We start from the raw sequence: 13,970 nt of genomic DNA on the forward strand, positions 1-13,970 counted from the left end.
GGACGCTGTAGGTCCAGACTCTTCGAGGAGGTCGTGGCGCCGTGACTACGACGATCCTGCATGTGGCCCAGTCGAGCGGCGGCGGTGTGGCACGGGTCGTGACGGACGTGGCGGCCGGGCAGCTTGCGCGAGGCCATCGAGTCGTCGTCGTCTGCCTCCCTGACAGCGCACTGAGCGCGGCGGCCCGGCGGCGCGGAGTCGAGGTGCTCGCCTGGCGGGCCGCTCGCACGCCCGACACCCGGCTCCCGCGTGAGGTGGCCGATCTGCGCCGTGTCATCGAGTCCGTCCGCCCGGACGTGGTGCACCTGCACAGCTCCAAGGCGGGACTGGCGGGCCGTCTCGCGCTGCGTGGCCGCTTGCCCACCGTGTTCCAGCCGCACGCATGGTCGTTCAACGCGGTCACCGGCGGCCTTCGCGTCGCCTCGGTCCGCTGGGAGAGAGCGGGAGCACGGTGGGCCCATCAGGTCGTGTGCGTCAGCGAGGGCGAGCGGGCCCAGGGCCTCGCGGCGAGCGTGGAGGCCTGCTTCACGGTCATCCCGAACGGCATCGACCTCGACCGCTTCCCTGTCGCCGGGGCCCCCCGGCGCGACGCGGCCAGAAGGCGGCTGGGTCTGGCCCCGTCCGTCCTGCTCACGGTCTGCGTGGGCCGGCTGTGCCGGCAGAAGGGCCAGGACATCCTGCTCGGTGCGTGGCGCGGAGTCGTCGACCGGTTGCCGGCGGCACAGCTCGTCCTGGTCGGTGACGGACCCGACCGCGAACCGCTCATGAACCGGGCACCCGCGGACGTCGTCTTCGCAGGCGCCGTGGACGATCCACGGGACTGGTACCGCGCCGCGGATGTCGTCGTCCTGCCCTCCCGCTGGGAAGGAATGGCGCTCGCCCCGTTGGAAGCCATGGCATGTGGCCGTCCGGTCGTGCTGACCGACGTACCGGGTGCACGTGAGTCGCTGCCGCCGGATGTCACGGCCCGAACACTCGTCCCGCGCGGTGACGGTCCGGCGCTCGCCGACGCCGTCACCGCGCTGCTGGCCGACCGGGAGGCCTGCGACGCCATCGGCCGGCAAGGGTACGTCCATGTGCGTCGGCACCACGACGTGCGCCGCGTGGTGGAGCGCACCGAAGCCGTCTATGACGCCGCCCTGCGTGCCCGAGCCGCCGGTACCGGGTCCTTCCCGGCCCGCCGCCCCGGCCTGCGCCCGGGCCGCACATCAGGGAGAGTCAGAACCGAGGAGGCGGCCACCGCATCGAAGTGGCCGCCGGCACGATGAGGATGCAGCGAAGCGTGGACGTGGTTCGGACAAGCGTGGCCCGCGGCGCTCCGGCCGTACTGGCGGCCCTGCACGAGGCCTCCGGCCTGCTCGCCGACCAGCCCATTTCAGCGCGTCCCGTGTGGTTGTCGTGCTGGATCCAGGCCTTCCAGGATCGCTTCCCTCTAGCCGTCACCCTCCATCGGGGAGGCACCGTCGTGGGCTTCGCCTGTCTGGCCCTGCGCCGCCACGGCGCGCTCACCGACGTGATGCTCGCGGGTGACGGACCCAGCGACTACGGGCGCCTCCCCGCGACCGACGCCGCGATCGGACGTCGGCTCGCCGAAGAGGTGGCCGCCGTCGTGCGGGCCGTGCACGGCCCGTGGCGGCTGCGGTTCGACCAGTTGCCGGTGGGCGATCCGGTCGCCCGGGAACTGGCCCGCCTCCTGCCCCGCAGCAGCATCGGGCCGGCGGTTCCTTCGCCGATCCTTCGGATTCACCCACCACGCACCCTTGAAGCCCACGCCCACCGGTCGCTCCGCAGGAACGTCGGCAGGATCCGCCGGAGAATCGAGGAAGCCGGCATCAGTCTGGAGACGGCGACGACCATGGATCCCCCGTCGATCCGGCGGCTCACACCAGAACTGGAGCAGGTGGCACGGAGGCGTGACCACGCGATCGGCAGACGCAGCCCGTTCGACAGCAGACAGTGGCGGACCTTCTACCACCTGGTCCTGCACACGCTGGCGGCGGCGGACGTCGTGGCGGCCACGACCGTCCGGCTGGGCGGGCAGCTGGCCGGCTACCAGATCGCCCTGCGCGACGAGGATGTCTGGCGTATCTGGGACGGCAGGATGAACGGCGAGTACGCCTGGTGCAGCCCCGGGTCCCTGGTGGATGTCTTCTTCCTGGAAGGCGCGCTCGCGGATCCGAAGGTGCACGAGGTCGACTGGCAACGCGGCATGCAGCTGCAGAAACTGCGGGCCAGTTCCGACATCCGTGAAGGCGAGGTGCTCACCGCCTACTCCGGGGCCGTGGTCGAGGCCGCACACCGGGTCACTCGGCCGATCCGCCGAGGCCTGAGCGCGGCGCTTCCCCCCTCGGTCAAGCGGGCCATCCGGGAAGGACTCGGCGCTGTCTCAGGACCGCGGAGCCCGTCCCAGCACTGAGTGCAGGGCGGGCCGCAGTCCCGGCACCTGTCCCGCGCCGCGCCGCAGCATCCGGTAGCCGCGCACTGTCTTGAGGCGAAACGTCGCGTCGGTGTCGGTGGAGTTGACGTCGACGCGGGGCACGGCGTACGGGCCGGCCGCCGTGTGCGTGCTGAAGGCCACCTCGAAGCCGGCCTCCGCCACGGCCCGCCGGGCCTTCTCGTCGTGTTCCCCGTAGGGGTACGCGAAGGCCCGCGGTCTCCTGCCGGTGAGAGCCGCCAACGCTCGCGCTGCTTCGGTGACGTTGTGCTGAAGGGTCCGTTCATCGGCCGCCACGAGCGTGCTGTGGTCCCAGCCGTGGCATTCGACGTCCAGCCCGGCGCGGACCATCTCTCGGATGTCCTCGGCCGACACGAGCGGCTCGTCCGGCATGGACAGCATCCAGCGCGACCTGTCGCCGATCAGACCGGTGAGCACGAAGACGGTGGCGGGCACGCCGAGTTCGTGCAGCAGCGGAAGTCCCTCGTCCACGATGGCCCGATAGCCGTCGTCAAACGTCAGCAGCACGCTGCGTGGCGGGGTGTCACCACTGAGATAGGCGTCGAGGGGCAGCGGCGTCCATCCGTGGTCGAGCAGGGTGGTCAGCTGACGGCGGAGCCGGTCCTGGGCAACGAACAGATGGAAGGGGTCGCTCCGCGCACCGCGGTCGCCGACGCCGTGGTACATCAGCACCAGCGGTCTGCGGCGGGGGATCATGAGCTCCTCCCGGATCTCCGGTCCATCTGCCGTACGACGAAACCGGCCCAACCGGCCGCCAGCAGTGCCGCGGCCACCACCATCAGGCGCAGCATGCCGCGCGGCGGGTGTCGCTCGGCGGCAGCCGGATCGGCCCGATCGGTGATCTCGCCCGAGACCAAACGGTCGTCCCGCACCGATCTGTCCACCACGCTCGCGATGGCGTTGCAGGCTCTGGCTGCCTGGTCCGCGTCGTCCAGAGACACGGTGATGTCCAGATTGGCCGTTCTGGGCTCCACAGTGACCGACAGGCCGGCACGCAGGTCCTCCGGCTTCACGTCGGCGGCCACGGCAGCCACGTGCACCGTGGCCGACGCCCTCGCCACCACCGCGTACTTGTTGGCGATCAGCTCGATGACATCCGCGCTCACGAGCGTGTCGGCACGAGGGGCGAAGGAGATCGTGCTGGTGGTGGCGTAGCTGGTGGGGAGTTTCTCGACCACGGCAAGGCCGGCACCGAGGACGACCAGGCCCGCGAGGAGCGGTGCGAGCCAGCGATTTCTGCGCCAGACTGCGAAGCGACGACGCCATGGGCGGTCCGGCCGGGCGGCGGCCGCGTCGTCCGGCGGGGGCGGGCTTGCTTCCTGCGGGCGCGGGCCGGCATCGGGGCGCGGTGCCCCGCCTGGCGTCACCGAAATGTTCTCGTGGACGCCCGCCGGTGGAGTGCGCTGTTTCATGCTTCCGCCTCACGTAGTCGTGTCCGACCGGTCGCTGGCGGGCGGCTGCGCGCAGATGCCGCCAGGAGCCCGATGAAGAACCACGCCATGATCCCGATGACGGGGTTGCGCAGCGGATAGTCGACCAGCCCGTGCCCGATGACGGCGGCCAGGCTCGCGGCGGCGGCCGCCGAGACTCCGCGGCTCGTCAGATCCGCCGGAGCCTCCGGCCTGCCGCGATTGGCCAGCGCGGCAGCCGCTCCGGTACCGATCGCCACGACCAGCGCGGCCCCGCCCAGCACTCCCTGCTCCGCGCCCACCGCGAGGAACAGATTGTGCGCGTGCTCCTCCTGCCGGGCGGCGGCGACATGGGCCGCGCCCTGGTAGGTCGCGGTCCGAAACGCACCCGGCCCACTGCCCAGTACCGGATTCTCGGACATCTGGACGATGGCCTCCGCCCTCGCCGACGGTCGCTCGTCGTAGGGGTTGCCGGGCCCTCCGAAGACGGACGTCAGCCGTTGCACCACAACCGGCTGACTGGTGAACGAAGGTGCGGTGGCGAACAGGCCGAGTGTGAGCATGACCACCGTGCCCAGGCACAGGAGGAGCGGGCGGGCTTCGCGGAGCAGCGCCGCCAGCAGCACAAGCCCCACCATGGTGCCGATCCACGCGCCGCGGGAGAGGCTCACCGCCAGGGCCACGAGAGACGGAACCGCCGCCGCCACGCACAGGCCCGTCATCCACGGCCGGCGCAGCCGGTGCGCCACGACGATCAGAGCCACACTCAGACAGACGGTCATGGCCGCACACAGTCCGAGTTCGTTGGGCTGTGCGAACACACCGACGGGCCGGTTGGTGACCAGGGCCGCGTCGCTGGTCTCGACCCGCAGATCGGGAAACGGCACGAGGGAGGTGCCGCAGAGCACGCCTCCGCCGACGCACAGGGCCACGGCAACGAGCAGCAGGTCCGAACGCCGGCCCGTCGCCATGACGATCGCCGAGGCCAGCAGCAGCCCTGTCACGTATCCGACGTCCTGTCGCAGGGACCGCCCGAGATCCACGCTGGAAAGGGTGGACAGCAACGCGGCGGCGACCAGGACCGCCATGGCGAGGAGCACCGGAGACCGGCCGATACGACGCCCTTGTCCGCCCAGTCTCGCCGTCAGCACGACGGCCACGGCGCCCAGCGCCAGAATCCGTGCCAGGGGCACGCCGAGCGGGCCGTCGGTGTTTCCGGCGACCAGGACGACCGCGACCGCGGCGAGAGCCAGCGCGGGACGGCTCAAGGCGCCGAAGGACAGCACCGCGACGGCGAGCCCGCTGAACAGGATCGCCACACCGGGCGGAACACTGGGCCCCGCGGCCCAGACGGCCGCGGCCGAGAGTGTCAGGGCCGCGGCTACGAGTCCGATCCGGGAGTCGAAAGCCCTGTCCCGCCGCATCACGTACTCCCCGGGGCCGCGACCGGCGTCCCGGTGCGGTCACGTCGCAGCCCACCGGCAAGGCCGTGCACGGCGCCCGCGGCCTTGGCGACATCTCGCACCGCGGCGGCCAGCGGAATCAAGGGCAACGCCGACCAGTCGTGTCCCCGCACGGCCCTCGCCACCGGCAGGGACAGATAGGCGAGAACAGCGCCGCCGGTCAGGGCGCGAGCACGGCGGTCACGTGCCGTCGCGACGAGTGCGACCGGGTAGGCGACCGCCCGTGACAGGTCACGGACGAGCAGGCGGGGTTCGGCCGAGCGACCGCTGCCCTGGCCGTAGCGGAAGTACATGACGGCGGTGCGGCGCAGGGTCGGCCGTGGCTCCCACGACACCTCCGCCGATGCGACCAGCGCCGCGCGGTGTCCGGCCGCGACAGCCCTCCGTCCGAAGATCAGGTCTTCCGCCGCTCGCAGGTCCTCCGGAAAACCACCGGCGGCCAGCCACGCCTCACGGGTGAAGGCCATGGATCGTCCCGAGGGCCGGTCGGCGGTGAACGCACGTCCGAAGAACCTTGAGTACACGCGGGTCCAGGGGCCCGGATGACGGGCTTCGTCAGGAAGCGGCGCTCCTACCAGCGTCATGGCCCGGGCCGGCGCGCCGTGGCTGTCCACGTGGTAGACGCCGGTCAGCACGCCGGCCGGCTGTGGCTCGGCCCACGCCGCGCGCAGTCGGCTCAGCCAGTCCGGAGCAGGGTCGCAGCCCGCGTCGGTACACGCGATGAAGGGGTTGCCTGCGGCACGCACCCCGGCGTTGCGCCCGGCCGACACGCCTCGGTGGCTCAGCGCGAGAAGGCGCACCCGGCTGTCGCGGCACGCCCAGGCGGTGACACGGTCAGTGGTGCCGTCGGTCGAGCCGTCGTCCACGACCACTATCTCGTCACCGGTGACGGTGAGTTGTGGAAGCAGCAGGCTCAACAACCGGTCGACAGCCTCCTTCTCGTTCCACAAGCTGGTCAGCACGGACACCGGCACGGTTCCGGTGAGCCCCGCGCCGGGCAACCGGGCGATTCCGCAGAGTGTCTGGGACAGCAGATCCGCGCAGGCCCGAGGCCCCGGATGAGTCGCTGCCCGAGACCGGCCCGCCTCGCCCATCGACGCCCGCAGGTCCGCGTCCGTCAGGCGGTGCAGAGCCTCTGCCACCGCCGCGGAGGACGAAGGCGGCACGGTGATGCCGGCCGGGGCCCCGGCCGTGCCCGCCACGCGGTCGGCGACCGGCCCGGGAGCCGTGGCGATCACGGGCACGCCGTGGAGCATCGCTTCCATGGCGACGGCGCCGAAGCTCTCCCGCCCGGGACCGCGCCCGAACGGCTTGGTCAGCACGGCCACCGCATCGGCGGCCGGCAGCAGCCGCCAAGCGCTGTCGATCCATCCCGTGAAGTCCACCCGGTGCGCCACTCCGAGGTCCGCTGCCAGCTCGGTGAGCCGCCTGCGCTCGTCCGGGGCGGCCGGGTCGTCGGGGCCGACGACGGCCAGTCGCCAACGCTCACCACCAGGCTGGGCGAGCGCGGCGATGGCGTCGTCCACGCCTTTGTATCCGACCAGCCGTGCCACGGTGAGCAGGAGCAGTTCACCGGCGTCGAGCCGCGCTCCGCTCCGTGCCAGTTCCCGGCGCGCCCGCTCGCGGGGCAAGGCTGCGCCGTCCGGCGCCGGGAAGGGCACCAGGGTGACCTCCGAGTGCCGCGACGCGGCCGCCATGGCGGACTCGGTCACCACACAGCCGTCGGTCAGGGCGGCCAGGAGCGTCATGAGCGGACCGTCGAAGGAGTGGTCGTGCTTGGCCCACAGGCTGCGCACCCCGGCAAGCCATGCTGCCGGGGCGGCCACGACCGCCGCCTTGACTCCGTTTGCGAGGAGTACGTCGGGGCGTTGCCGCCGCAGGCGGGGCAGAAGCCAGGCGGCGGCACCCAGAACCGCTGTGCCGGACCTGCCGGTGGGCCGCACGGTGCAGGGCATGCCTCGCCGGGTGAACTCCTCCCGCAGCGGTCCGTCCGCGAGGAGCACGGCGTCCACGGCCAGCCGATCGGTGGCGTCCAGCAGGGACAGCAGCCAGAGCTCGGCACCTCCGACCACACCGCTCGGCGACACCACGGTGACCTGCAGAGGATCGGTCACGACACCCTCCCTGGCGTGAGCATGCCGCGAAGAACGCGTACCTGTTCCGGATCGGTCCGGCGGGCGATGATCAACCAACCGGACAGATAGAGGGTCACCCCTGCCGGCAGCGCGGCCAGGAACGGCCAGGGAGCCAGCAGCACTCCCGCGGCGAGGGCGGAGGCCACCAGCGCGGGCAGGGCGGTCCGTAGCAGCCGGGGTCTGCCGATGAGGCCGCGCGCCAGGCGCAGCGATATCGCGGCCTCGACGGCGTAGCAGACGGAGGTGGTGAAGGCGGCTGCGATGCCGCCGTAGTACGGGATGAGCAGGATGTTCAGTACGACGGAGACGACCAGCGCCGCGATCGGACCGATGAGCAGCCGGAGATTCGGACCGGCCGCCATCATGCCGTAGGCGATCAGATATCCCATGCCGAAGAGCAGGGGGGCCGGGGCCAGCCAGCGCAGCATGTCCGTTCCCGCGTCGGCGAAGCGCTCACCGAAGAGCAGCGACAACACGTCGCGCCCTCGGCACAGCATCACCGTCATGTACGGGATGAAGACCGCCGCCAGCACGCCGAACCCCTGCTCCGTGTACCGCTGGACCCGGCGCGGCTCCGGGTCCGCGGCCATCAGGGGGAAAAGCGCCCGGGTCACCACCCAGCACACGAACACCGCGGACTCCAGCAGTCGATAGGAGGCCGCGTAGATCGCAACCTCCCGATGACCCGACAGAGCCTCCAGAAACACCATGTCCAGCCGGAACAGAGCCATCGCGATGATGCTGGTCAGCCCCAGCATCCAAGTCCCACGGTTCAGTTGGACCAGTGAGGCGACGGACACCGCGGTCCAGTCGGGGCGTACTCCCCGAGCCCGCACCAGCAGGGCGGCGGCCGGCGGCCCGACGGCGGTGCCCAGGCAGTACGCGACGGCCAGTCCGAGCAGTCCGGTGTCCGCCAGCAGCGCGGCCAAGGCGCCCGCGGCCGTCAGAAGCCGCTGCGTGAGATGAACCACCGCGATGATCGACTGATGCTGCATGGCCGCGGCGGCAGAGCGGAACGCCTCGGTGTACGTGTCCAGCATGACCGCGGCGATGATGAGCAGCCCGGCGGCCACGGACTCCGGGCCGGAGTGCCAGGACAGCCCCAGCAGCATGCACAGCGCACCGAACACAGCGGCCGCGAGCAGGGTCCGCATGGCGAGGAGCCCGGCCAGCAGTCCCGGCAGTCGTGCCGGTTCGGCACTCGCGCGCTGGACCACGATCGCGTCGTAACCCCACAGCGGTATCACGGCCGCCAGCGCGCCCACCGCCAGCGAGTACGCGAAGACGCCGAAGTCCTCGACCCCGAGAAAACGTGCGGCACCCACGACGACGAGCAGCGTGGACAGTTTGCCCACGATCTCGGTGACACCGAGCACGAGCATGGTTCGGGCGGTGCTGACGGCTGCTCCACCGTCAGTTGACGGCATGTCGGCCGGAGCCGAAGAGGCGCCCGGTTGCCCGGTGTCGCCGGACGCCGTGGGCCCGTCCGCGGGTGGCCCGGCAGGAGAGTCATCGGGGAGGGAGCCCGGAGGCGGCACGTGGTCCGCGTCCCTGGACCATGTGTCCGGTCGTCTGGGGGACGGCGTGGGCGGCCCGACCGCCCTGCGTCGGCGATCCGCGTGAGAACACACGGCGGCATGGCGGGTGCGCAGGGCGGTCGGGCCGCAGTGGGCACGCGGGGTGGGGCGGTCGGCCAGGCGCTCGGGGTGCGGGGACATCGTGGACAGCAGGAGCGCGCTGCCGTGGGCAGGTTGCGCTCGGGGTGCGCACGCCCTGTCGGGCGGACCGACGCGCCCGTCAGGGCGGTACGGCGGCCCTGCTCGGGACCGCCTTCGCGTGATCTGACGGTGCGAGGACTGCTCACAGGGCAGGTGCGGCCCCTGCCCGGGGAACGGGCAGCGGCGCAAACTCCTGACCAGACGGCACAACGTCGACACACCTCTGCCATCTCGTAGCACGAGTCACTACGGAATCAATGGTGGCCCGCCTGTCGTGGACGTGCGAATCGATCACCCGCGCGCACCGGGGCTCCCTACGGCCGGCCCTTTCCTCCTGCCCGAACGGCTCTGCTCCATGGACCAGTTGGCCTTGGCCGGAATCCGTCCCGCCCCGATCTCTCCTGGTGGCACGAGACCCGGCCGGCCACAGCTGCGTACAACCATTCGGGCACCAGCGAGGTCTCCTGTCCCGCAAGCCCATGTCCCCACAGTCCAACCCCCCGCCACCGTCGATTCACCGAGGACCCACATGCTCCAGGCCGCCCCCGGCACCCCCACCACTCGCCGCCGGATCAGCGCTGCACTCGGCGCCGTCGCACTGATGGCCCTGGGTGCCTCGCCCGCCCTCGCCGCCGATGCCGCCCCCACGCCCCACCTGGTGCTGGGCGAGATGGCGCCGAAGGTCGACGGCCTGAAGCCGGGTGGCACCTACGACGTCCCGGTCAGCTTCACCAACACCGGCACCGAGGCGCTCGACAAGGTCTACCTGCAGTACGGCGTCACCCGTGGGCTGAGCCACACGGAGCTGCCCTCGAACTGCTTCCGCTTCGACGTCGGTTCCTACGACGAACTCCCGGAGAAGTCCTACGCGATCTGCGAGTTCGACCAGACGGTCGAGCCCGGAGTCGTCTACGCCCCCGAGAAGACGCTGACGCTGAACGTGCTCGACTACGCGCTGCACGACGAACTCCGCGTGGTGGTGGACACCGACGGTTCGCTCCCCGCCGAGGGCAGCGGCCTCCGGGTGCCCGGCACCGGTCCCGCGGTGAAGCTCGTCGAGAAGCCCGACGCGACCCCGGCCGAGCCGGGCAGCGGCGAGCACGAGGGCTGGGACGACGCCGACGTCTCGGTGAACGCGGCGAACACCGCCGACCTCCAGCTGACCGCCGACAAGCTGAGCGGCAAGGTCGGCGACACGGTGTCACTGAAGGTGACGCTCACCAACGCCGGGCCCGGCTGGGTCCTCGGTGAGCTGGACAACTCCGTCACGAAGGTCCGCGTCACCATCCCGGCGGGCACCACCGTCACGAAGGCCGCGCCCTGCACCAAGGTCGGCGCCGGGGTCTACGACTGCGGTACCGCCCAGCGCTGGCTGAAGGAGAACGCCGTCGAGAACCGCACCTTCAAGCTGCGCGTCGACAAGGCGGTCACCGGCGCCAAGGCCTCGGCGAAGCTGACGGGGCAGGCCCGGCCGTACGACAAGAACCCGGAGAACGACAGCATCCAGATCCCGCTCGACGTCACGGGCGACTCGTCCGGCGACGGCGGCGCGTCGGCCGGCACGGGTGGTGGCGGCTCGACGTCCTCGACGGGCGGTGACTCCGGAAGCTCCACCTCCGGCGGCTCCGGCTCCGGCGGCGGCTCGACCACGTCCGGCGGTTCCTCGGCCTCCGGCACCTCCGGCTCCGCCACGACCGCCGACGGCGACCTGGCGAGCACCGGTTCCGGCGCGACGCTGCCCCTCGCGGGCGCGGCCGCCGCGGCGGTCGCCGTGGGCGCGGGCGCGGTTCTGGTCGTACGACGACGCAAGGCGGCGCAGCAGTAACGCCTCGGGGGCAGTAACGCCTCGGGGAGGGAGCCCGGACGCCGGGCTCCCTCTCACCGCCCTCCCGCCCGCACCGCCCCCACACTCGCGACCACCACCAACCCGATCGCCCCGCACTGCGGCAGCGACAAGCCCTGGCCCAGCACCAGCCAGCCCGCCGTCGCCGCGAGCGCGGGCGCGAGGCTCATCAGGACCGCGAAGGTCGCCGCGGAGAGCCGGCGCAGGGCGAGCAGTTCGAGGGTGTACGGCACTCCGGAGCTCAGCACCGCGATGGCCAGGCCGAGGCCCAGCACACCCGGCTCCAGCAGTGCCGCTCCCGACGCGGCAACCCCCAGCGGCAGGCTGACGAACGCGGCGACGCACATCGCGATCGCGAGACCGTCCAGGCGTGGAAAGCGGGCGCCCGCACGGGCGTTGAGCAGGATGTACGCCGCCCACATCGCCCCGGCGCCCAGCGCGAAGGCCACTCCGCCGACGTCGAGGCTTCCCAGGTCGCCGCCGCTCAGCAGACAGACCCCGGCGAGTGCGAGCCCGGCCCAGAGGAAGCTCGCCGCGCGCCGCGAGACCAGCACCGACAGCAGGAGCGGGCCGAGGACCTCCAGGGTGACGGCCGCGCCCAGCGTGATGCGGGCGATGGCCTGGTAGAAGAGCAGGTTCATGCCGCCGAGGGCCAGGCCGAAGCCGATGACGACAGCCCAGTCGGTACGGGAGTGGCCGCGCAGCCGAGGGCGGGTGACGGCGAGGAGCAGCAGCGCGGCGAAAGCGATGCGCAGACCGACCGTGCCGAGCGCCCCGGCGCGCGGGAACAGCAGCGCGGCGCAGGCCGAGCCGAACTGCACGGACACCGCGCCAAAGAGCACGAGGCCGACGCCGCCGAGGCTGCCGCGCCCCGCGGGGTGCCGTACGAGCGTGGGCGAGCTGGTCACCGTAGAGGTCATGGCGTTGACGCTAGGCAGCCGGCCGCTTCCCGTGAAATGCCGATTTCCCTGCGGTTATGCTCTGGAAGCATGACCGTGGAACTGCGCCACCTGCGGGCCTTCCTCGTCATCGCCGAGGAGGGCAACATCACCCGTGCCGCCGCCCTGCTCCATGTGAGCCAGCCCGCGTTGTCGCGCACGCTGCGCCGGCTGGAGGAGCATCTGGGCGCCCGTCTGGTCGACCGGTCCACCCATCATCTGGAGCTGACCACGGAGGGCCGGGTCTTCCGGGAGAAGGCCGCCGCCGCGCTGTCCGCCGTCGACACCGCCCTCGACCCGGGCGGGCTGCGGAGCTGGCCGCTCCGCCTCGGGCATCCCTGGGCGGCGCTCGGCGACCACACCGTCGCGCTGCTCCGCCGCTGGGACGAGACACACCCCGGTACCCGGCTCGAACTGCTCCGCGTCGACGACCGCACGGCGGGCCTCACCCAGGGCCGGGTCGACGCGGCGCTGCTAAGGGGCGAGGTCAGCTCGCCAGGGCTCCGCACCGAGCTGCTGACCTGGGAGGAACGGGTCGTCGTCCTCCCGGCCGACAGCCCGCTGGCGGACCTTCCCCGGGTCACCCTGGCCGACCTGGTCGACCGTCCGATCGCCGTCAACGTCGTGGCGGGGACGACCACGATGGACTTGTGGCCGCCGACCGCCCGCCCCTCCGCGACCATCGAGGTGACCAACACCGACGAGTGGCTCATGGCCATCGCGGCGGGCCGTGCCGTGGGCATCTCCACGACGGCCACCCCGAGCAGCCACGCCCACCCCTCGCTGGTCTACCGGCCCCTCACGGACGCCCCGCCCGTCCCGCTCGTCCTCGCCTGGCGCGAGGGAGTCGGGCACCCGGCCATCCCGGACCTGGTCGCGCTCGCCCATGAGGTGCTGACCGCCGGACGGCCCTGACCTCACAGGCCACCCCGCACCGCCGTATCGTTCGGGGCGTGGTTGAGAACGCACTGATGCGGCTGCCCGACATGCCGCTGCACGATCCGTTCGTCGTCGCCGACGAAGAGACCCGCACCTACTATCTCTACACCTCCAACGACCCGTCCGTGTCGGGCGTGGAGGGCACCGGCACGATGGTCTACCGCAGCCACGACCTGCGGGGCTGGACCCGCCCGGTGCCGGTCTTCCTCACCGCCGACCAGGACAACATCTGGGCCACGGAGGGTGGTTGGGCGCCAGAGGTGCACAAGTGGGCGGGCAGGTACTACCTGTTCACCACCCTGCACGACGAGAACCGTCCCCTCCCCGTACCGGCGCCCAACCAGTGGGGCACCCCCTTCCAGCTCCGCAACCATCTGCGCGGCACGGTCACCGCCGTGTCTGACTCCCTGCTGGGCCCGTTCACCGTCGTCGACCCCGAACGCCCCACCCCACCCTCGGAGTTGATGACCCTCGACGGAACGCTCCACGTCGACCGGGAGGGGCGGCCCTGGATGGTCTACGCGCACGAGTGGCTCCAGACCATCGACGGCACCATGGAGGCGATCCGGCTGGCCCCGGACCTGACGCGGACCGTCGGCGACCCGGTGTTCCTCTTCAAGGCGTCCGACGCGCCCTGGCTGGGCGAGCAGATCCCGGCCGGCGTCCCGGGCCAGCTCCCGCCGTACATCACCGACGGCCCCCAGCTGTACCCCACCCCGGACGGCTCGCTGCTCATGCTGTGGTCGACCTACGAGAAGAACGCCGTCGGCCCGGACGGCAACATCAGCGGCGGCTACGTCCAGACGTACGCCGTCTCCGAGTCCGGCGACCTCCGCGGCCCCTGGCGTCAGCAGCGGCCGCTGGTCCGCGACGACAGCGGGCACGGCATGCTGTTCCGCACCTTCGAGGGCCGGTTGACGATGATCCTGCACCGACCGTTCGAGAACGCCCGGGGCAAGCTGTACGAGATGCGGCTGGACGGCCATGAGCTGCGGGTGGTCCGCCAGTGCACCGAGCTCGACGGCGGCGGCTGACCGTCCACGGTGGGGATCTGCGTCCGGCCATGGCCG

11 protein-coding genes are annotated in these 13,970 nt (G+C 72.0%); 5 read left to right on the forward strand and 6 right to left on the reverse strand.

Features of this window, described 5'->3' with window-relative positions; translation table 11 throughout:
* Positions 1 to 41 precede the first annotated feature (41 nt).
* Together OG885_RS06710 and OG885_RS06715 are read left to right on the forward strand one after the other, a co-directional pair.
* Positions 42 to 1,268 carry a glycosyltransferase gene (locus tag OG885_RS06710; RefSeq protein ID WP_405727526.1) on the forward strand — a complete coding sequence of 409 codons (1,227 nt, stop codon included), beginning with the start codon at positions 42 to 44 and terminating at the stop codon, positions 1,266 to 1,268.
* Between the two features lie 14 nt (positions 1,269 to 1,282).
* On the forward strand, positions 1,283 to 2,416 hold the full coding sequence (locus tag OG885_RS06715; protein WP_405727529.1) for a GNAT family N-acetyltransferase: 1,134 nt from the start codon (positions 1,283 to 1,285) through the stop codon (positions 2,414 to 2,416).
* On the opposite strand, the gene OG885_RS06720 is transcribed toward OG885_RS06715, so the two are convergent.
* From OG885_RS06720 to OG885_RS06740, 5 genes are read right to left on the reverse strand one after another with little or no spacing between them, the layout of a single operon-like run.
* A complete protein-coding gene (locus OG885_RS06720) occupies positions 2,387 to 3,151 on the reverse strand; it encodes a polysaccharide deacetylase family protein (protein ID WP_405727532.1) in 765 nt (254 codons plus the stop codon). The genes OG885_RS06715 and OG885_RS06720 overlap by 30 nt on opposite strands.
* Positions 3,148 to 3,867, reverse strand: a complete 720-nt coding sequence (locus tag OG885_RS06725) for a hypothetical protein (protein WP_405727535.1) — start codon at positions 3,865 to 3,867, stop codon at positions 3,148 to 3,150. The genes OG885_RS06720 and OG885_RS06725 overlap by 4 nt, the downstream gene beginning before the upstream one ends.
* Complete coding sequence (locus OG885_RS06730) at positions 3,864 to 5,288, reverse strand: O-antigen ligase family protein (RefSeq protein WP_405727538.1); 1,425 nt, start codon at positions 5,286 to 5,288, stop codon at positions 3,864 to 3,866. The genes OG885_RS06725 and OG885_RS06730 overlap by 4 nt, the downstream gene beginning before the upstream one ends.
* Complete coding sequence (locus OG885_RS06735) at positions 5,288 to 7,441, reverse strand: glycosyltransferase (RefSeq protein WP_405727541.1); 2,154 nt, start codon at positions 7,439 to 7,441, stop codon at positions 5,288 to 5,290. The genes OG885_RS06730 and OG885_RS06735 overlap by 1 nt, the downstream gene beginning before the upstream one ends.
* Positions 7,438 to 8,844, reverse strand: coding sequence for an oligosaccharide flippase family protein (locus OG885_RS06740; protein ID WP_405727544.1), 1,407 nt, complete (start codon positions 8,842 to 8,844; stop codon positions 7,438 to 7,440). Before OG885_RS06740 ends, OG885_RS06735 begins: the two co-directional genes overlap by 4 nt.
* An 865-nt stretch (positions 8,845 to 9,709) precedes the next feature.
* On the opposite strand from OG885_RS06740, the gene OG885_RS06745 reads away from it, so the two are divergent.
* Positions 9,710 to 11,005, forward strand: a complete 1,296-nt coding sequence (locus OG885_RS06745; RefSeq protein ID WP_405727547.1) for a hypothetical protein — start codon at positions 9,710 to 9,712, stop codon at positions 11,003 to 11,005.
* A gap of 53 nt (positions 11,006 to 11,058) precedes the next feature.
* On the opposite strand, the gene OG885_RS06750 is transcribed toward OG885_RS06745, so the two are convergent.
* Complete coding sequence (locus OG885_RS06750) at positions 11,059 to 11,943, reverse strand: EamA family transporter (RefSeq protein ID WP_405727550.1); 885 nt, start codon at positions 11,941 to 11,943, stop codon at positions 11,059 to 11,061.
* A gap of 69 nt (positions 11,944 to 12,012) precedes the next feature.
* On the opposite strand from OG885_RS06750, the gene OG885_RS06755 reads away from it, so the two are divergent.
* Positions 12,013 to 12,876 (forward strand): LysR family transcriptional regulator, encoded by an 864-nt coding sequence (locus OG885_RS06755; protein ID WP_405727553.1) that lies wholly within the window; start codon positions 12,013 to 12,015, stop codon positions 12,874 to 12,876.
* Between the two features lie 56 nt (positions 12,877 to 12,932).
* Positions 12,933 to 13,934, forward strand: a complete 1,002-nt coding sequence (locus OG885_RS06760) for a glycoside hydrolase family 43 protein (RefSeq protein WP_405742611.1) — start codon at positions 12,933 to 12,935, stop codon at positions 13,932 to 13,934.
* Positions 13,935 to 13,970 lie beyond the last annotated feature (36 nt).

This window comes from Streptomyces sp. NBC_00028 (assembly GCF_045041065.1).
Taxonomy (GTDB): Bacteria; Actinomycetota; Actinomycetes; order Streptomycetales; family Streptomycetaceae; genus Streptomyces.

Excerpts from the sequence above, each read along its gene's own strand:
- OG885_RS06755 (WP_405727553.1), top strand. The coding sequence starts at position 12,013 with ATGACCGTGGAACTGCGCCACCTGCGGGCCTTCCTCGTCATCGCCGAG.
- OG885_RS06725 (WP_405727535.1), bottom strand. The coding sequence starts at position 3,867 with ATGAAACAGCGCACTCCACCGGCGGGCGTCCACGAGAACATTTCGGTG.
- OG885_RS06720 (WP_405727532.1), bottom strand. The coding sequence starts at position 3,151 with ATGATCCCCCGCCGCAGACCGCTGGTGCTGATGTACCACGGCGTCGGC.
- OG885_RS06745 (WP_405727547.1), top strand. The coding sequence starts at position 9,710 with ATGCTCCAGGCCGCCCCCGGCACCCCCACCACTCGCCGCCGGATCAGC.
- OG885_RS06760 (WP_405742611.1), top strand. The coding sequence starts at position 12,933 with ATGCGGCTGCCCGACATGCCGCTGCACGATCCGTTCGTCGTCGCCGAC.
- OG885_RS06730 (WP_405727538.1), bottom strand. The coding sequence starts at position 5,288 with ATGCGGCGGGACAGGGCTTTCGACTCCCGGATCGGACTCGTAGCCGCG.
- OG885_RS06740 (WP_405727544.1), bottom strand. The coding sequence starts at position 8,844 with ATGCTCGTGCTCGGTGTCACCGAGATCGTGGGCAAACTGTCCACGCTG.
- OG885_RS06750 (WP_405727550.1), bottom strand. The coding sequence starts at position 11,943 with ATGACCTCTACGGTGACCAGCTCGCCCACGCTCGTACGGCACCCCGCG.